Raw genomic sequence first — 17825 nt, 5'->3', positions numbered from 1 at the left:
AGCGCCATCCCGTCACACCGGGCCGCCGTACGCCAGGGGCCAACGGCCCGAAAAGCTTCCGGTAGCGTGCCGCCATGACAGGAGGCTCCCGGCGGGCGGTCGCCGTTCTCTGTGGCATCCAGTTCGTCGACGTGCTCGGCGTGACCAGCGGGATCACGGCGCTGCCGGCCATGCTGGCCGGGGTGTCGGCCCCCGCCGAGGCGACGCCGGTGCTGGCGACGGCCTACGCCATGCTCTTCGGCGGCCTGCTCGTGGTCGGCGCCCGGCTCGGCGACCGGTACGGCCACCGCCGCGTGCTGCTGGCCGGTTGCGTGGCGTTCGCGCTGGTCAGTCTCGTCGGCGCGAGCGCGCGGGAGATCGTCCAGCTCGTCGCGGCCCGCGGGTTGCAGGGTGCGGCCGCCGCGATCAGCGTCCCGTCCGCCCTGCGCCTGCTGCTGGACGCGGCTCCCGAGCCGGACGAGCGGCGCGGCGCCCTGGCGGCGTGGAGCGCGAGCGGGGCGGCCGCGGGCGCGCTGGGCCTGCTGGTCGGCGGCGTGCTGACCGGGATCCTGGGCTGGCGCGCGGTCTTCTGGGTGAACCTTCCGGTGGGCCTGGTCCTGGTCGTGGCCGTCCTGGTGGTCGTCGCGCCGGCGGCGCGGGCCCCGGAGCGGGTACGCCTCGACCTGCCCGGCGCGGCCCTGCTGACCGGCGCGGTGATGACCCTCATCGTGGGCGCGTCGCTGCTGGAGAGCCCGGCCGGCCGTACGACGGGCGGGCTGCTGGTCGCGGCGGGCCTGGCGGCCGGGGCGGGTTTCGTGGCCCGGCAGCGCCGGGCGCGCGCGCCGCTGGTGCCGCGGGCGGCGTTGGCGTCGGCCAACCTGCGGACCGGAACCGCGGTCTCGTTCGTCAACACCGCCGCCACCAGCTCCGCCGGGGTGCTCGCGACCCTGGCGCTGCAGCGCGACCTGGGCGTCTCGGCGGTCGGGGCGGGTTTCGCCCTGGTGCCGTTCAGCCTGGGCGTCGTCGCCGGCTCGGCGCTGACCAGACCGCTCGGGGCCCGGCTGAGCGTCCGGTGGTTGGCGGCCGCCGGCCTGGGCGGGATCGCGGCCGGCAACCTGCTGCTGGTGGCGACCTACGGCGGGGTCGCCGGGATCGTGGCCGGGGTGGCGGTGGCCGGGATCGGGCTCGGGACGGCGTCCGTGGCCGCCACGGCGATCGGCACCGACGTGCCGGAGGAGCTCGGCGGGACGGCGAGCGGGGTCCTCAACACCGGCGCCCAGCTGGGGACCGCGCTCGGGGTGGCCGGATTGCTGCTGCTCGCGGCGACGGTCGGCGGCTCCCGGGCGGGGACGGCGACGGCGTGGGCGGTGGCGGCGGGCCTGGCCGGTGGCACCGCGCTGGTGCTGGTGCCGAGGCGGGCGGGTACGGGCCGGGGCACAGCGGATCGTGATGAGGACGCGGCAGACAGATCACCGCGGGGCGCCGACAACCGCTGACCTCCCGCGGCCCGCACACCGTATCGAACCAGGTTCCTAGGATGCGTGAGGGGGTGTGTCGTGCGCGGCTTGGGCCGGACCGGCCGCCGGGCTGCAGCGGACGGTCCGGCCCAGGAGGGAACGTTCCCTACCGCAGCGGAACGTCCAGATAGGAGCCCCCGCCGATCGTGACCGAGCCGTTCGGCGCGTTCTCGTCGTAGTACAGGGGATCGACCGTGTCGACCACCAGCGTCAGGGAGTGCCCGGCCGGCACGTCGAAGGCCGTCGCCGGCAGCGCCAGGTCCACCGCGCGGTCGCCGCCGGCCGCATCGAGCCAGGTGACGGGCGCGTGGGTGATCAGGCCGGCGTTGCCCAGCGCGTCCAGGTCGTACAGGTAGGCCACGACGGTGCCGCGGGCCGCCGTGCCGCTCAGTTCCAGGTGCAGCTTCGGGATCCCGCGGATGTGCTGGACCGTGGCCGGCCGTTCGGCGGCCCAGACGCCCGCGCGGGCGCGGCTGACCGTGGGCAGCCAGATCGTCGGTTGCCGGCCGGTGAACGCGGACAGCCCGTTGGTGATGAGCACCGCGCCGCCGTCGGCCGTCGTGTTGAGGTCGGTGGGCAGGGTCTTGGTCCAGCCGGCGCCGGGCGCGCCGCCGAGCAGGCCGGTCCCGTCGAGCAGGCGGATCCGGCCGAGGCCGTACCGGCGGGTGGTCGCGGCCAGCGCGGTCCAGGCCGGGTAGCCCTCGGCGGCGGCGTTGTACGGCTTGATCTGCACCGCCGGCTCCGCGCCGATGCCGGTGTCGATGCCGGCCAGGTACTGGTCGAACCAGCGGAAGACGCTGGTCCACACCGCGTTGTCCAGGCCGAGGATGCCGGTGAGCTCGGCGATCGCGTGGTCACCGGGGCGGAACTCCAGGCGCTTGGGCCCGGTCAGCCGGCCGAAGAAGTCGACGAGCTGGTTCGGCGGGAAGAACGAGTCGCCCCAGGCGTTGGCCATCAGCACGGCCGGCCGGTTGGCGTTGATCGCGTCCACGTAGGTCGCCGCGGAGCGGGCCCGGGACCAGGCCAGCACCTCCTCGACGTTGCGGTTGGCGGCGAAGTCACCGAGCTTGCCGGTCAGCTCGGGGCCGGGGTGGCCCAGCAGGTCGGCGGCCAGCTTGAGCAGTCCGGGGGCCTGCTGGTGGCGGGTCCGGTCGCCGTAGAGCGAGTAGCTGAGGTCGGTCCAGCCGCTCATCACGGCGACGGCCCGGATGCGCGGGTCGAAGGCGGAGCCGAGCAGGCTGAGCCCGGCGCCGTACGAGATCCCGGCCGCGCCGATGCGGGCCGGGTCCGCGGCGGTGTGGGCGATCGTCCAGTCGATGACCGTGCTCAGGTCGGCCATGTCGGCCGGGCCGGCGGTGTCGATCTCGCCGCCGGACAGCCACCACCCGCGCGGCGTGTACGACACCACGACGTACCCGCGGGCGGCCAGCAGCTTCGCCTGGGCCAGGTACTCCAGGTCGTTGAGGCCCCAGCTGGACGGCAGCACGACGGCCGGGTAGCGGCCGGCCCCGGCGGGGGCGACGACGTTGGCCTTGAGGACCGGCCCGCCGGTCGCGATGTCGGCGAAGCGGGGCCCGGTCGTGGCGAGCGCGTCCGCGGCGGTGGCCCGGGCCGGGACGGTGGTCACGGCGGTGGTCCGGGACGGCGCGGTGGTGGTCGCGGCGGCCGGGGCGGCGTTGCCGGTCAGCAGGGCGCCGGTCAGGAGCGCCGACAGGGAGATGAGCAGGGGGAGACGACGAGGCGCCATGCGCGCTCCTTGGGGACAGGAGGGTGTCGTGGGGTCGCGGCGGCGCACATGACGACGGGCTCTGCGCGCACCGGTGGCGAGCTGCGGCGGGGCAGCGGTGGTTCGGTGGCGGCAGCGTAGGAAGCGGTACCGAGAAATTGAAGGTGGTGACATTCTCGTTACCGGTAGGTAACATACGACGCCAGTCCGAGGAGCGTGACCGGTGCTGTACGGTGCCCTGCCCGCGCGTCGCCGCGACGCCCAGCGCAATCGCGCGGCCATCGTGCGGGCCGCGAGCGAGGTCATGACCAGCGCGGGCTCGGTGATCCCGATGCCGGAGATCGCCCGGCGGGCCGGGGTCGGCCAGGCGACCCTCTACCGGCACTTCCCGGACCGCCCGGCGCTGGCCGCCGCGGTCATCGACCACCACCTGCAGCGGCTCGAGACCTTCGCCGGCAGCGAGGCGTGCCTGCCGTCGCTGTTCCGCGACCTGCTCCGCGAGGTGCTGCACACCCAGGTGACGATGCGCCCGCTGGTGCTGCTGGCCCGGCGCTTCGACCCCGGCGCCCGCGACAAGTACCAGAAGCGTCTGCTGGCGGCCTTCCGCGAACCGTTGCGGCGGGCGCAGAGCCACGGGTACGTGCGCCGCGACGTGGCCCCGGCCGACCTGTTGCTGCTGTTCGCGATGGTGCACGGCGTCACCGAGAGCGCCGAGGAGGTGGCCGGCGCCCGGGCCGCCGCCGATCGGTGCATCGACCTGCTGCTCGACGGCGTCTTCAACCGCGCGACGTAGCTCCGGCGCCCGGGCCGGCCCGCCCCGGAACACAGTGGACGGTCGTGGCGGCGCGGCGGGCGGCATCGTCGGTCTCGGCCAGCAGCTGGTCGATCGCCGCCAGCACGCCGCTGGCCCGGGCGTCGAGCAGGCCCTGCGCCCGGAGGGACTCGATCAGGCACTCCTGGGCCCGCAGCAGCTCGCCCACGGCCTGGCACACCGCGCCGAGCCCGCCGGAGGTGGCGCCGCCGGGGCCGTCCCGCGCTGCCCGCGTGCCGCCGTCGTCCACCCCCGCAATCTACAAGCAGATGCCCTGGTGGCAGGCCCAGGACGCGGATTCGGGGGCGGATCTGCGGCGGGTGCGCGGCGTGGGTCAGGAGGGCACGGTCGAGGAGCGGATCACCAGCTGGGTGGGGTGCCGGTGCAGGCCGGGCCGGGGCTCGCCGTCGATGGCCCGCAGCAGCAGCCCGGCGGCGGCCCGGCCCAGCCCGGTCAGGTCCATCTCGACGCTGGTCAGCGTGGGCCGGCTGGCCAGCGTCATGACGTCCCAGTTGTCGAAGCCGGTCAGGGCCACCTCGGCGGGGACGGGCCGGCCGGCCTCGCGCAGGGCGTCGCCCACGCCCCGGGCGATCTGGTCGTTGCCGCCGATCACCGCATCGAAGGCGGCGCCCTGGGCCAGCAGGATGCCGGCGGCCTGCCGTCCCCAGGCCTCGCTCCACTCGCCGTACAGCGGGGCGGTCACCAGCTCGGCGCCGGCCTCGGCGATGCGGGCGACGGTCGCGTCCGCGCGGACCCGGGCCGACTGGTGGTGCTCCGGGCCGGTGACGTGCGCGAAGCGCCGCCGCCCGACGGTCAGCAGGTGGTCCACGGCCTGGCGGGCCCCGCCGGCCTCGTCCGGCACGATCGAGCAGTCGCCCTCCTCCGCCGAGGCGAGGAACGCGTAGACGACCGGCACGCCGAGGCCCGTGCCGATCGAGGCCCGGGTGCCGGCCCGCCGGCCGGTCACGATGATGCCGTCGACCCGGCGGCCGAGCAGGACGCGCAGGTGGTGCTGCTCGCGGATCGGGTCGTCGCGGGCGTCGCACAGCAGCACCGAGATCTGGCCGCCGCCCAGGGTGTCCTCGGCCCCGATCAGCAGCGGGATGCTGAACCGGCCGATGGTGTCCGTGGTGATCATGCCGACCGTGTACGTGCGCCCGGCGTGCAGGTCCCGGGCCGCCTGGCTGGGCCGGAAGTCCAGCCGGGCGGCGGCCGCGCGCACCCGCTCGACGGTGTCCGCGCGCAGCGAGCCGCGCCCGTTGAGCGCCTTGGAGGCGGTGCCCACCGAGACGCCGGCCAGCGCGGCCACGTCGCGGATGGTGACGGGACGCTGCCGGGGCATCCTGAGAACCTACCGTGCGCCGGCGCCGGGCTCACCGTGGTGGCCCGGCGCCGGCCCCCGCCGCTCAGCTCAGCTGCACGTAGTCCAGCTCGGCGAAGCCGGTGCCGCCGGCGAACTGCGGCGCCCCCTTCGCCAGGCGGATGACGTTGTAGCCCGCCCGCAGGTTGACGGTCGTGGTCACCGTCGCGCCGAAGCTGCCCCACGCCGAAGTCGGCGGGTAGCTGACGGTGCTCCACGCGCTGCCGTTGTAGGCCAGCCCGTGGGTCGCGGTCGCGCCGGTGGCGTTGGCGTACCCGATGGTCATCGGGTACGAGCGGGCCGTCGGCACGTTGACCAGGAAGTCGACGAACGACTGGGCGCGCGAGTTGGCCGTGCCGTCGATCCGGCCGACGTAGCCGCCGTTGGAGGCCGAGCCCGAGGAGAACCGGCCGGCGTTGACCACCGTGGCGTTCTCCGCCTCGTAGCGCTGCTGCCACGTGGCGGCCCCGGACGCCGGGGTGATGAGCAGCTGGTACGCCGCCAGCGCGTCCATCCCGTTCACCGGCACGCTGATGCTGCCGTTGCTGACGGTGTAGGTCGCCGCGGAGACGGTGACCGGCGCGCTCTGGTTGGTGGTGCGCCCGCCGGTGCCGGTCCGTGACAGGGTCACCCGTACCTGCGCGCCGAGTGCGCCGAGCCCGGTGACCCGGACGGTGTTGTTGCCGCTGTCGCCGCCGAGGACGACGTTGACGAACCGGCGCGTGCTGTCGTACGAGGCGACGCCCTCCAGCCAGGAGCCGGGCACGGTCTGCACGATGGTCCCGGCCATGTCGCCGTACCACTTGTAGGCCCAGTACGACGCGGTCGGCGCGTTGTTGTGCAGCAGCCCGTTGAGCGTGCCGGCCTCGTACCAGTAGGCGCGCTCGGCGTCGCGGATGCCGTGCCGCTCGAACACCGCCATGTAGTGCACCGCCACGCTGGGGATGTCGACCTGGCTCGGCGACGCGTACTCGTTGATCGAGATGGGCCGCGGCGCGATGCCCAGCGACTGTTCCACCGCGCGGTAGTCGGCCACGTGCGCCCCGACGTTGAGGTAGTCGTCGTTGCCCAGCTCGTGCCAGACGATCACGTCGGGCAGCGTGCCGGTGTCCCGGGCGTTGGTGAGGAACTCGACCATCCAGTTGTGGTTGTAGTACGAGTGGCTGGGCCCGACGATCGGGGTGACGGTGTCCAGCGAGCGGATCAGCCGGTGGGTGCGGGTCCAGGCCGCGGTGAACGGCCCGGCGGCGGCGGTGTTCCAGGTCCAGTCCGGCTCGTTCCACAGCTCCCAGCCGTCGATGTTGGTGGCGGCGGTGGCGCCGACCCGGGCCTGCACCATGGTGCGCACCTTGGCCTCCCAGTCGGCCCAGCTCACCCACCGGTACGGGAAGTTCGGGTAGATGTCGGGCATGCGGAAGAACTGCTGGGCGCCGGCGCTGGTGACCTTGCCGGCCACCTGCAGCCCGTCGCAGCACGGCCGGGTGGCCCCGTTGCCGAGCTGCTGGCCACCGGGCGGGGGCTGGGTCAGGTGGTTGAGCCGCAGCGGGTACATCTGCTCCAGCGGCGGGGTGGCGCCGGTGTCGACGGCGTAGAGGCCGCCGGACGCCACGTGGGTGACGGGCCGGACGGGGGTGCCGACGTTGACGGTGAGGGTGTTGCCGGCGGCGTGGGCCGGGCTCGCGAGCGCGCCGGCGGTGACGAGCGTGAGGACGGTCAGGATCGCCGCTGTTCTTCGGTGTCGCACGATGTGCACCTCGATCGGGGGAGGGAGCGGGGGATCACACCTTCCGTGGCGCCGTCGGGATCCAGACCCGCATGGGTCCGGCGGCCCGGTTGGCCCACAGGAAGTAGGGGATGGCCGGGACCGGGCCGGCGGGGGTGGCCGGCGACCCGTCCTGCGGCCCGGTGCGGTAGAGCGGTCCGGGGCCGGCGGGCCGGGTCACCACCGGGGCCAGCAGCAGCACCGGCGCGATCGCGTCCTCGCGGTGGGCCACCTCGACCGGCGCGTCCGGGTCCAGGGCGAGGTCCTCGAACTCCACGCCGGGCCGGGACACGTCGGCGTGCTCCAGGCAGTAGACCAGCGGGCCCCGGGTGAGCGCCGCGGTGCCGCGTACCGCGTCGATGCGGGGGTGGGGGAAGACCAGCCGGGGCGGCATCGCCAGGGTGAGCACCACCTGGTCGCCGCCGCGCCAGGCGCGGGTCAGGCGCAGGTAGCCGTCCTCGGCGGTCGCCGGTTGCGGCTCGCCGTTGACGGTGAGCCGGGCCTCGGCGCACCAGGACGGCACCCGCAGCGCGAGCGTCCACTGCGCCGGGTGGTCCTCCCGGACCGTGATCGTGATCTCCTCGTCCCACGGGTACCGGGTGGCCACGGTGACCGGGCCGAACGTGCCGGTGGCGTAGAGGTGCAGCTGGAGGCCGGTCTCGTCGCCGGTGGCCAGGTACGCGTGCAGCGACGCCAGCAGCCGGGCCAGGTTCGGCGGGCAGCACGCGCAGGAGTACCAGCCCAGCCGCTGCGAGGGCGCGTCCTCGTGCGAGCCGTCGTGGCCGGTGCGCAGTTGCAGCGGGTTGGAGTAGAAGAACGTGGTGCCCTCCAGCCCGGTGCTGCCGGCGATGCCGTTGAGGAGCAGGCGTTCCATCTCGTCGGCGTACCGGGCGCGGCCGGTGGCCAGCAGCAGCCGCCAGGCCCACTGGAAGCTGCCGATGGCGGCGCAGGTCTCGGCGTAGGCGCGGTCCGGTGGCAGCTCGTACGGGTCGCCGAAGGACTCGTCGCGGTGCCGGGAGCCCTGGCCGCCGGTGAGGTGGGTCTTGCCGGCCAGCGCCGAGTCCCACAGCCGTTCGGCGGCCGCCAGCAGCTCGGTGTCGTGGGTCTCGACCGCCACGTCGACCACCCCGGCCAGCAGGTAGACCTGGCGCACCACGTGGCCGGTGACCTCGCCGGCCGTGCGGACCGGCTCGTGGTCCTGGTAGTAGCGCGGTCCGAGCTTGTCCGGCGCGATCAGGCCGTGCCCGCGCAGCTCGACGAAGCGGGCCGCCAGCTGGAGGTACGGCGCGTGGCCGGTGAGCCGGTACAGCTCCACCAGCGCCGTCTCGATCTCCGGGTGCCCGCAGACGGCCGCGGTGCCGTCCGGGCCGTACCGGTGCACCAGCAGGTCCGCGAAGCGCCGCGCGACCGCGACCAGCTGCGGCCCGACGTCCGGGTCGCCGCCCGGCGCGCGGGCGGCCGCGACCGCCGCCTGGATCAAGTGCCCGGCGCAGTAGAGCTCGTGGCTGAAGTGCAGTTCGGTCCACTGCCGGTCGCGGTGCTCGCCCTGGTAATACGAGTCGAGGTAGCCGTCCGGGTCCTGGACCTTCTCCAGCAGCGCGGCCGTGTCGGCCAGAAAGCCGGACAGCCGCGGGCTCAGCGTCCCGGCCCGGCCGAGCTCCCAGGCCGCCGCCTCCAGCGTCTTGTGCACGTCGGAGTCGGCGAACCACATGCCGGTGAAGGCGCCGGGCGCGTCGCCGGCCAGCCGGCGCAGGTTGGCCAGGTTGCCGGCCGTGTCCAGGCGGTCCACGCAGTGCGGCAGCGTGGCCGCGGCGTTGCGGGCCTGCCAGCCGCCGAGCAGCCCGGTGGGCTCGAGCCGCACGGCGTCCGCGGGCAGCGGGCGCAGGGCGGCGAGGGCCCGCGCGGTGGGCGCGACGGGGCCGGCGGTACGCGGTGTTTCGCTCACGGAGCTCCTCAGTCCTTGACGGCGCCGGCGGTGACGCCGGCGGCCACGTAACGCTGCGCCAGGATGAGCAGCAGCGTCGCGGGGATGGAGGCGATCACGGCGGTGGCCATGATGGCGTTCCACTGCTGGTTGTTGTTGCCGATGTAGCGGTAGATGCCGAGCGTGATGGGCTGGTGGTCGCCGCCGCCGTCGAGCGTGGTGGCGAAGACGAAGTCCGACCAGGCCCAGAGGAACGCGAACAGCGAGACGGTGACCACGGCGTTGCGGCTCACCGGCAGCACGACCGACCAGAACGTGCGCAGCGGCCCGGCGCCGTCCACGGTGGCCGCGGCGGTCAGCTCGTCGGGGATGCCGGACATGAACGCGGTGAAGATCAGCACCCCGAACGGCACCGCGATGGTCGAGTCGGCCAGGATCAGCCCGGCCGTGCTGTTGAGCACCCCGGCCTTGAGGTAGATGGCGTAGAAGCCCATCGCCATGATGATCCCGGGGATCATCTGGGCGATCAGCAGCACGAAGCTGAGCGCGCCGCCGCCGCGCGGGCGCAGCTTGGCCAGCGAGTAGCCGGCCGGCGCGGAGAGCACGACGGTGAGCAGGACGGTGCCGAGCCCCACCAGCAGGCTGGTGCCCAGGTACGGCAGCTGCTGGTCGAGCACCGCCCGGTAGCCCTCGAGCGTGGGGTCGAACGGGAAGACGTGCGGCGGGCTGGCCCGCATGTCGGTGTCCCGGGTGAACGACACGTTGATCATCCAGTAGACCGGGAACAGCATGATCGCGGTCAGCCCGAGCCCGGCCGCCGTCTTCAGCCGGCGGCTCACGTCGCCTGCCGGTGCTGGATCCGGATGTAGACCAGCCCGCACACCAGGGCCATGACGATCAGCAGGTTGCCGACCGCGGCCCCGGGGCCGAACTCCGGCAGCAGGCTGCCGAAGCTGAGCCGGTACGACCAGGTGGCCAGCGTGGTGGAGGAGTCCGTGGGGCCGCCCCGGGTCATGATCCAGATGATGTCGAAGACCTTGAGCGTGTAGACCAGCCCGAGCAGCAGGGTGATCGCCGAGACCGGCCGCAGCAGCGGGAACGTGACCCGCCAGAACGTCGACCAGCCGGTCGAGCCGTCCAGCGCCGCCGCCTCGTAGATCTCGCCCGGTATCGCCTGCAGGCCGCTGTAGAGCACCACCAGGTTGAAGGGCACGCCGATCCAGATGTTCGCGATGATCACCGAGACCAGCGACCACTGCGGCGAGGTCAGCCAGTTGACCGGGTCGACGCCGACGACGCCCAGGGCGGCGTTGACGATGCCGGAGTCGCTGTTGAGCATCCACGACCAGGTCGACGCCGAGACGATCAACGGCAGCAGCCACGGTACGAGGAACAGCGCCCGCAGGGTCGCCGACAGCCGGAAGCTCTGGGCGAAGAACACCGCCAGGGCCAGGCCGAGGGCGAACTGGAACACCAGCGAGACGCCGGTGAACACCACGGTGTGCAGCAACGCGGGGCCGAAGCTGGGGTCGCCGAACACCGTGCGGTAGTTGTCCGCCCCGCTGAACGGGGCGTCACCCTGCACGAACGAGCGCACCGTGTAGTGGCGCAGGCTCAGGTCGAGGTTGCGGTAGAGCGGGTAGGCGTAGAAGGCGAGCAGGTACGCGACGACCGGCGCGAGGAAGGCCCAGGCCGCCACCTGCCGTGTCCGCCGCGCGCGCCGGGCCGGGGCGGTCCCGGCCCGTACCGGGACGGTGGCTGCCGCCCCGGTACGGATCGTCGTGTCGTGGGCCATGGCTAGCGCGTCGCCGCCGCGGCCGTGGTCTGGGCGGCCTTGAGCGCGTCGGGCGGCGACTGGGAGCCGCTCAGCGCCGCCTGGAACGCCGTCCACAGCGGCTGGGAGATCTTCGGGTACCGGGTGCCGAGGTCGTCGCTGGTGCGGCCCTTCGCGGCCTTGACCGCCTCGACCCACACCGCGAGTTCCGGCGTGGCCGCCACCTGCTTGCGCTGCACGGCCGCGGTGGCCGCGACGTAGGACAGCGTGGTGTCGGTCGTCAGCGCGTTGTCGGCGCTGGTCAGGCAGGTGATCAGCCGCTGCGAGACGGCGTAGCGGGCCTTGTCGGAACGTACCGGCGCGGTGACGAACTCCCCGCCGGTGGGCGCGGGCGCGGTGCCGCCGGCGCGGGACGGTATCGCGATGATGCCGTAGTCGAAGCCGGTCTTCTTGGCGTTGGCCAGCTGCCAGGTGCCGTTCTCGCCGAACGCGTAGTCGCCGGTGGCGAACTCCTGCCAGCTCGTGGTCTGGGTGTTGTTGAGCACCGAGTTGGGGGCGTACCCCTGCTTGAGCCAGTCCGTCCACAGGGTCAGCGCGGAGACCGCCTCCGGCGAGTCGAGCCGGGTGAGCTGCGCCCCGGAGCCCCAGAACCAGGGCAGGAACTGGAAGCTGCCCTCCTCCGTGCCGATCGCGGAGAAGGTGATGCCCTTCCCGCCGGACTGCTTCACCTTGGCCAGCGCCGCGGTCAGCGCGGCCCAGTCCTTGAGGCCGGCCGGGTCGACGCCGGCCTTGGTCAGCACCGCCTTGTTGTAGTAGAGCGCCAGGGTGTTGGCGCCGATCGGGACGCCGTAGGTCTTCCCGCCGAGCTGCCCGGCGGCGAGCAGGTTGGGCTCGATCCCGGCGGTGTCGAGCTTGGTCTCCTCGGTGGTGGTCAGCGCGCCGGCCTCGGCCAGCGTGGAGACCACGGGGTTGTCCACGATGAGCACGTCGGGGGAGTTGTCCTGCTGGGCGGCGAGCAGCGCCTTGTTGGTCAGGTCGGTGGTGTCGTAGCCGGTGCGCTTGACCGTGACGCCGGCCTCGGCGCCGCACGTGTTCAGCAGCTTCACCCACGCCGAGCCGTCGTCGAACTGCGGGTACGGGTCCCAGATCGTGTACGGGCCGCTCGCCGCGTCCGCGGAGCCGGAACCGGGGTCCGAGGACGAGCAGGCGACGGTGAGGCAGGCGGTCAGGGTGAGCGCGGCGGCGGCGCCCAGCCGTCGGCGGGCGCTTCGGGAGAGTCTCATCGGTGCCCCTCGGGCGATCATCACGGAAAAAAGGAAAACGATTGCCTAGAAGCTAGGGATCGTCTTGCGTACATGTCAAGGGCTGATTACGGTGGTGTGAAAGCGACCTGGAGGAAACACTGACCACCACCGGACGGGCCGTCACCATCGCCGAGGTCGCCGCGCTGGCCGGGGTCTCCGTCGGCACCGCCTCCAAGGCCCTCAACGACCGCGGCAGCCTGCGCCCGGAGACCCGGCTGCGGGTGCGCGAGGCCGCCGACCGGCTCGGCTTCGTCGCCAACGCCGCGGCGCGCAGCCTGCACTCCGGGCGCACGTACACGGTCGGCATGATCACCACCGACAGCATCGGCCGGTTCAGCATCCCGCTGCTGATCGGCGCCGAGGGCGCGCTGGGCGCCGGGCAGGTCTCGGTGTTCCTCTGCGACGCCCGCGACGACCCGATCCGCGAGCAGTACTACCTGCGCACCCTGCTGAGCCGCAACGTCGACGGCATCATCGTCACCGGCCGCCGCACCCAGGCCCGCGCCCCGATCGCCGCCGGCCTGCACGTGCCGGTGGTGTACGCGTTCATCAGCTCGGCCGACCCGCACGACTGCTCGGTGGTCCCCGACGAGGCCGACGGCGCCCGCCGCGCCGTGCGGCACCTGCTGGCCACCGGCCGCCGCCGCATCGCCCACGTGACCGGCCCCGAACACCACCACTCCGCGACGGTGCGCGCCGCGGCCACCGAGCAGACGCTGCGCGCCGAGGGACTCGACCTGGCGACGCCGGTGCTGTTCGGCCAGTGGAGCGAGGCCTGGGGCCGGCAGGCGGCGGGCGTGCTGCTGGCCGCCGGCGCCGACGTGGACGCGGTCTTCTGCGGCAGCGACCAGATCGCCCGCGGCGTCGCCGAGGGGCTGCGCGAGGCCGGCCGCGCCATCCCCGGCGACGTCGCCCTGGTCGGCTTCGACAACTGGGACATCATGGTCGAGGGCTGCCGGCCCGCGCTCACCAGCATCGACATGGACCTGGAGGGCATCGGCCGGTCGGCCGCCGAGCTGCTGCTCGCGGCGATCAACGGCGATCCGGTACGCGGGCGGCGGGCCCTGCCCTGCCGGCTGGTCCCCCGCGCCTCCACGGCCGCCGGGTGAGGGGAGCCGGGGACGCGGGCGCCCGGCTACGGCTTGCGGCCCACCGCGCCGTTGATGGCCACGTCGGCCGGCGCCGGGCGCTGCTCCGCCGGGCGGTCCGGCCGCCAGTCGCTGACCGCCACGATGCCCGGCGCCACCAGCTCCAGCCCGTCGAAGAACCGGCCGAACTGCGCGGCGCTGCGGGCCCGGGCGTCGGTGTGGCCCCGCGCCAGCAGATCCTCGTGCGCGGCGATCTGCTCCGGCGGGGCGTAGTCCAGGGTGAGGTTGCTGGCCACCAGACAGCTGCCGGCGGGCAGCGCGTCCAGCAGCTGCCGCACGACCGCCTCGGCCTGGGCGTCGTCGTGCAGGAAATGCAGGACCGCCACCAGCAGCAGCGCCACCGGCCGGTCCAGCTCCAGCACCGCGGCCAGCTCCGGGTGGCCCAGGATCGCCGCGGGGTCGCGCAGGTCGGCCTCCAGGTAGCCGGTGCGGCCCCGCGCGGTGCCGACGGTCAGGGCCCGGGCGTGGGTCATGACGATCGGGTCGTTGTCGACGTAGAGCACGCGGGACTCCGGCGCGACACGCTGGGCGATCTGATGGGTGTTGTCGGGCACCGGCAGGCCCGTGCCGATGTCCAGGAACTGCCGGATCCCGGCCCCGGCCAGATGACTCACCGTGCGGCGCAGGAAGTCCCGGTTCTCCCGCGCGGCGGTGCGGGCGGTGGGGAACCGGGCCGCCAGCAGGTCGCCGGACGCCCGGTCGGCGGCGAAGTGGTCCTTGCCGCCGAGCCAGTAGTTGTAGCGCCGGGCCGGGTGGGCGACCGTCGGGTCCACGTGATCCACGTCGCTGGATCCTAGACCCGTTGCCGTGCGGAAGGGGACCTGAAGGAAACCGTAAGCGCGGCCGGACAGGATCGGGATCGTCAGAACGGCACACGACACCAGGAGATCCCGATGCGCAAGCTGATCAACTCGACGTACGTGACCCTCGACGGCGTCATCGAGAACCCGGCGTGGACCGCGCCGTACTTCGACGACGAGGCCGCCGCCTTCGCCGGCGCGCAGACCGACGCGGCCGACGCCATCCTGATGGGCCGGGTCACCTACGACGGCATGTCGGCCGCCTGGCCGGCCATGGACGAGAGCGACCCGAGCACGGGCGCCGCCTACTTCAACCACGTCAAGAAGTACGTCGCCTCGACCACGCTGACCGACCCGACCTGGAACAACACCGAGGTGCTGCGCGGCGACCTGGTCGCGGCGGTCACCGCGCTCAAGGCCCGCGACGGCAAGGACATCCTGCAGTACGGCTACGGCTCGGTCACCGCCCAGCTGGTCGCCGCCGGGCTGGTCGACGAGGTGCGCTTCTGGATCCACCCGGTCCTGGTCGGCGGCCCCGGCCTGACCGCGCCGCTGCCGCCGGCCGGCCCGTCGTTCGAGCTGCTCGACACCAAGGTCATGAAGAGCGGCGTGATCATCGCGTCGTACCGGCCGCGGACGGCGGCCTGACCGGGCGGGCTCAGGCCAGGGCCCGGGCCTCGTCCGGGCCCAGCCGGCCGCCCTCGGCCAGCAGCTCGCCGAAGCGGTCGCGGCCCAGCGCGGCGACGGCGCGCGCGGTGACCCGGTCGGTCTCGTCGCGATCCGCCGGGGACCGCGGCGCGGCCAGCCGCTCCCGGGCCGCCGCGGCGGCGCCCAGCAGCCGGGCGGCGACCTCCGGCTCGGCGACCGCCGAGGCCATCCCCTCCAGCGCGTGGACCGCGTCCCGGGGCGAACCCATCGCCGTGGCCGCCGCGAACGCCTCCCGGTGCAACGCCAGCGCGGCCGCCGGGTCGCCGCGCTGCTCGGCCGCCAGCCCCAGCTCGACCAGGACCAGCGGCAGGTACAGGGCGGGCTGCGCCTCGCCGCGGCCCTGCTCGGCGAGCGCGGTGAGGCGGCTGACCGCCAGCTCCAGCTCGCCGGTGCGGCGGGCGGCCAGGCCCAGGCCCAGGCCGGCGAACACCATCGCGGCGGGCGAGTCGTGCTCCACCGCCAGGCGGTACGCGCGCCCGGCCAGCTCCCGGGCCGCCGCCCAGTCGCGGGTCTGCACCGCCAGCCAGGCCAGCCAGGACAGCTTGCCGCCGACCTCGGGCCACAGCGCCAGCTCCTCGGCCCAGCCCAGGGCCCGCCGGTGCAGCCGCGCCGCGCCCTCGTGGTCGCCGCGCATCTCGGCCAGGCCGCCCAGCCAGTCGTGGGCCTGCGAGCGGCCCCAGCGGTCCCCGAGCTCGGCGAACAGCGCGTCGCTGCGGGCGCCGGCCTGCTCCAGCCCGGCCAGGTCGCCGCGGGCGTGGGCCAGCTTGGCCCGGGTGCTCAGCACCGCGGCCTCGGTCCAGCGGTCCGCGCCCGGGTCGGGCAGCAGCTGCGCCGCCAGCGTCACGTCGCTGCGGTCCAGCACCGCGTGCGCGACGAACCACGCCGCCCGCGCGTCGGGGTGCCCGGCCAGCGCCGCCCGGATGTCGCCGGGCGCCACCGGGGCGCCCAGCAGCAGCGCGAACCCGGTCAGCCAGGGCGCCGCGCGGGCCCGCTGGGCCGGGTCGCCCGGGCCGGCCAGCGCCCGCCGCGCCTGGCTGAACCGGCCGCGCAGGAACCAGTACCAGGTCAGCGCGACGGCCAGGCGCAGGCCGCCGCCGTGCTCCAGGGCCGCCCGCAGGTTGGCCGCCTCGGCGTCCAGCCGCTCCAGCCACTCCCGTTGGCCGGGGCCGCGCAGGTGCGGGTCGGCCCGCTCGGCCAGCGCGGTGTACCACTCGGCGTGCCGGGCCCGTACCGGGCCGGGATCGGCCAGCCGGGCCAGGCCGAACTCGGCGATCGACTCGAGCAGCCGGTAGCGCGGCTCGGCGCCGCTGTCGTCGAGCACGACCAGCGACCGGTCCACCAGCCGGGCCAGCGTGTCCAGGTCCGCGCCGCAGACCTGCTCGGCCGCGGCCGGCGGGCAGCCGTCGCGGAACACCGCCAGCCGGCTGAGCGCCCGCTGGTCCGCGGCCTCCAGCAGGTCCCAGCTCCAGCCGATCACCGCGCCCAGCGTGCGCTGGCGTGCGGGCAGGTCGCGCTGCGCGGTGGTGAGCAGCGCGAACCGGTCGTCCAGCCGGTCCACCACCGCCTGCACGCCCAGCGAGCGCACCCGGGTGGCGGCCAGCTCCAGGGCCAGCGGCAGCCCGTCGAGCCGGCGGCAGAGCCGCGCGACCGCGGGCGCGGTGTGCTCGTCGAGCCGGAAACCGCGCTGCTGCGCGGCGGCCCGCGCGGTGAACAGCCGGGCCGCGGCGGACCGGCGCACCGCGTCCAGATCCCGCCCGTCCTCCGGCACGGCCAGCAGCGGCACGTCCCACACCAGCTCCCCGCTCAGCCCCAGCGGTTCCCGGCTGGTGGCCAGCACGGTGACCCCGGGCGCCTCCCGCAGCAGCCGGGCGACCAGCGCGGCGGCCGGCTCGATCACGTGCTCGCAGTTGTCCAGCACGAGCAGCAGCCGGCGCTCGCGGACCGCCGCCACCAACCGGTCGTCCGGGGCGGCGCTGCTGCCCGCCGTCTCGTGCACGCCCAGCGTGGCCAGCACCCGTTCGGCCACGCCCGGATCGCCGGCCGGCAGCGCGGCCAGCTCCACCAGGTGCGCGCCGTCCGGGTACGACTGCTCCCGGGCGACCTCGGTGGCCAGCCGGGTCTTGCCGACGCCGCCCGGACCGACCAGCGTGACCAGCCGCTGCGCCGGGAGGAGCCGGCGCAGCTCGGCCAGCGCCCCGGCCCGCCCGACCAGCTCGTCCAGCCGGGCCGGCAGGCTGTTGCGGATCAGGGCGGCCTTCGGCGGCGGGCTGAGCGCGGCGTCCTGCTCGAGGATGCGCCGGTGCAGGGCGGCCAGCTCCGGGCCGGGGTCCAGGCCCAGCTCGTCGGCGAGCCGTCCGCGCAGCTCGGCGTAGCTGTCCAGGGCCTCGGTGGGGCGGCCGGCCGCGTACAGGGCACGCAGGTGCAGCGCCCGCAGGCTCTCGCGCAGCGGATGCCGGGCGACCAGCTCGCCCAGCTCGGCGGCGACCAGGTCCTGTTCGCCGCGGGCCAGCCGGGCCGCGGCCAGCCGTTCGCGCACCGCGAGGCGCTGCTCGGCCAGCCGGGTGGCCTCGGCCCGGGCGAAGTCCTCGTCGGCCATGTCGGCGTACGCGTCGCCGCGCCACAGGGCCAGCGCCTCGGCCAGCCGTTCGGCGTCGGCGGCGCCGGCCAGCTCGGCGAAGCGGTCGGCGTCCACCGCCGGGGCGCGCAGCAGGTAGCCGGGGGCGCGGGACTCGACCAGGTCACGGGCGCCCGGCTCGGCGTCGTCGAGCGCCTTGCGCAGCTGGGAGACCCGTACCTGCAGGGCGGCGAGCGGGTTCGCCGGGGCGGCGTCGCCCCACAGGTCGTCGATCAGCCGGTCCGCCGACACCACCCGGCCGCGGTGCGCCAGCAGGTCGGCCAGCAGCACCCGGGACTTGGCGCCGGGCACGACGACCGGCTCGCCGGCGTCGGTGGTGACCAGGAGCGGCCCGAGGATGCCGAACTGCATGGCGCACACCCTAAGCGAACCGTAAG

14 protein-coding genes are annotated in these 17825 nt (G+C 74.8%); 4 read left to right on the top strand and 10 right to left on the bottom strand.

The genetic code is table 11. The annotated features are described in order from the left end of the window. Positions 1 to 74: 74 nt before the first annotated feature. A complete protein-coding gene (locus Ani05nite_RS13820) occupies positions 75 to 1475 on the top strand; it encodes an MFS transporter (protein ID WP_203768461.1) in 1401 nt (466 codons plus the stop codon). A 127-nt stretch (positions 1476 to 1602) separates the two neighbouring features. Here Ani05nite_RS13820 and Ani05nite_RS13815 read toward each other — a convergent pair whose 3' ends face one another. After that, on the bottom strand, positions 1603 to 3243 hold the full coding sequence (locus Ani05nite_RS13815; protein ID WP_203768459.1) for a CocE/NonD family hydrolase: 1641 nt from the start codon (positions 3241 to 3243) through the stop codon (positions 1603 to 1605). 202 nt (positions 3244 to 3445) lie between these two features. On the opposite strand from Ani05nite_RS13815, the gene Ani05nite_RS13810 reads away from it, so the two are divergent. Next, positions 3446 to 4015: a TetR/AcrR family transcriptional regulator gene (locus Ani05nite_RS13810; protein WP_203768457.1), complete on the top strand. Its 570-nt coding sequence runs from the start codon at positions 3446 to 3448 to the stop codon at positions 4013 to 4015. Here the strand turns inward: Ani05nite_RS13810 and Ani05nite_RS13805 are convergent. The 7 genes from Ani05nite_RS13805 to Ani05nite_RS13775 form a co-directional block, all read right to left on the bottom strand. Continuing rightward, the gene (locus Ani05nite_RS13805; protein ID WP_203768455.1) at positions 3999 to 4283 is read right to left on the bottom strand and encodes a hypothetical protein; all 285 of its coding nucleotides are present in this window, start codon (positions 4281 to 4283) and stop codon (positions 3999 to 4001) included. The genes Ani05nite_RS13810 and Ani05nite_RS13805 overlap by 17 nt on opposite strands. An 84-nt stretch (positions 4284 to 4367) precedes the next feature. Then, complete coding sequence (locus Ani05nite_RS13800) at positions 4368 to 5375, bottom strand: LacI family DNA-binding transcriptional regulator (RefSeq protein WP_203768453.1); 1008 nt, start codon at positions 5373 to 5375, stop codon at positions 4368 to 4370. A gap of 64 nt (positions 5376 to 5439) precedes the next feature. Continuing rightward, a complete protein-coding gene (locus tag Ani05nite_RS13795; RefSeq protein WP_203768451.1) occupies positions 5440 to 7137 on the bottom strand; it encodes a carbohydrate-binding protein in 1698 nt (565 codons plus the stop codon). A 34-nt stretch (positions 7138 to 7171) separates the two neighbouring features. Continuing rightward, a complete protein-coding gene (locus tag Ani05nite_RS13790) occupies positions 7172 to 9100 on the bottom strand; it encodes a glycoside hydrolase family 127 protein (protein WP_203768449.1) in 1929 nt (642 codons plus the stop codon). 8 nt (positions 9101 to 9108) lie between these two features. After that, positions 9109 to 9918 carry a carbohydrate ABC transporter permease gene (locus Ani05nite_RS13785; RefSeq protein WP_239129875.1) on the bottom strand — a complete coding sequence of 270 codons (810 nt, stop codon included), beginning with the start codon at positions 9916 to 9918 and terminating at the stop codon, positions 9109 to 9111. Then, on the bottom strand, positions 9915 to 10874 hold the full coding sequence (locus Ani05nite_RS13780) for a carbohydrate ABC transporter permease (protein ID WP_203768447.1): 960 nt from the start codon (positions 10872 to 10874) through the stop codon (positions 9915 to 9917). The genes Ani05nite_RS13785 and Ani05nite_RS13780 overlap by 4 nt, the downstream gene beginning before the upstream one ends. 2 nt (positions 10875 to 10876) lie before the next feature. Then, complete coding sequence (locus tag Ani05nite_RS13775) at positions 10877 to 12136, bottom strand: sugar ABC transporter substrate-binding protein (RefSeq protein WP_203768446.1); 1260 nt, start codon at positions 12134 to 12136, stop codon at positions 10877 to 10879. A 107-nt stretch (positions 12137 to 12243) separates the two neighbouring features. Between Ani05nite_RS13775 and Ani05nite_RS13770 the strand changes: the two genes are divergently transcribed. Next, on the top strand, positions 12244 to 13266 hold the full coding sequence (locus Ani05nite_RS13770) for a LacI family DNA-binding transcriptional regulator (RefSeq protein ID WP_307836701.1): 1023 nt from the start codon (positions 12244 to 12246) through the stop codon (positions 13264 to 13266). 26 nt (positions 13267 to 13292) lie between these two features. Here Ani05nite_RS13770 and Ani05nite_RS13765 read toward each other — a convergent pair whose 3' ends face one another. Continuing rightward, entirely contained in the window at positions 13293 to 14087 is a 795-nt protein-coding gene (locus tag Ani05nite_RS13765) for an SAM-dependent methyltransferase (protein ID WP_377882413.1), read from the bottom strand. Between the two features lie 111 nt (positions 14088 to 14198). Between Ani05nite_RS13765 and Ani05nite_RS13760 the strand changes: the two genes are divergently transcribed. Continuing rightward, positions 14199 to 14753, top strand: a complete 555-nt coding sequence (locus tag Ani05nite_RS13760; protein ID WP_203768445.1) for a dihydrofolate reductase family protein — start codon at positions 14199 to 14201, stop codon at positions 14751 to 14753. 10 nt (positions 14754 to 14763) lie between these two features. Here Ani05nite_RS13760 and Ani05nite_RS13755 read toward each other — a convergent pair whose 3' ends face one another. Then, a complete protein-coding gene (locus Ani05nite_RS13755) occupies positions 14764 to 17799 on the bottom strand; it encodes an AfsR/SARP family transcriptional regulator (protein WP_203768444.1) in 3036 nt (1011 codons plus the stop codon). Positions 17800 to 17825: the final 26 nt, after the last annotated feature.

Origin of the sequence: Actinoplanes nipponensis (assembly GCF_016862275.1) — a bacterium.
Lineage (GTDB): Bacteria > Actinomycetota > Actinomycetes > Mycobacteriales > Micromonosporaceae > Actinoplanes > Actinoplanes nipponensis.
This window is presented reverse-complemented; position numbering and strand designations above follow the sequence as displayed.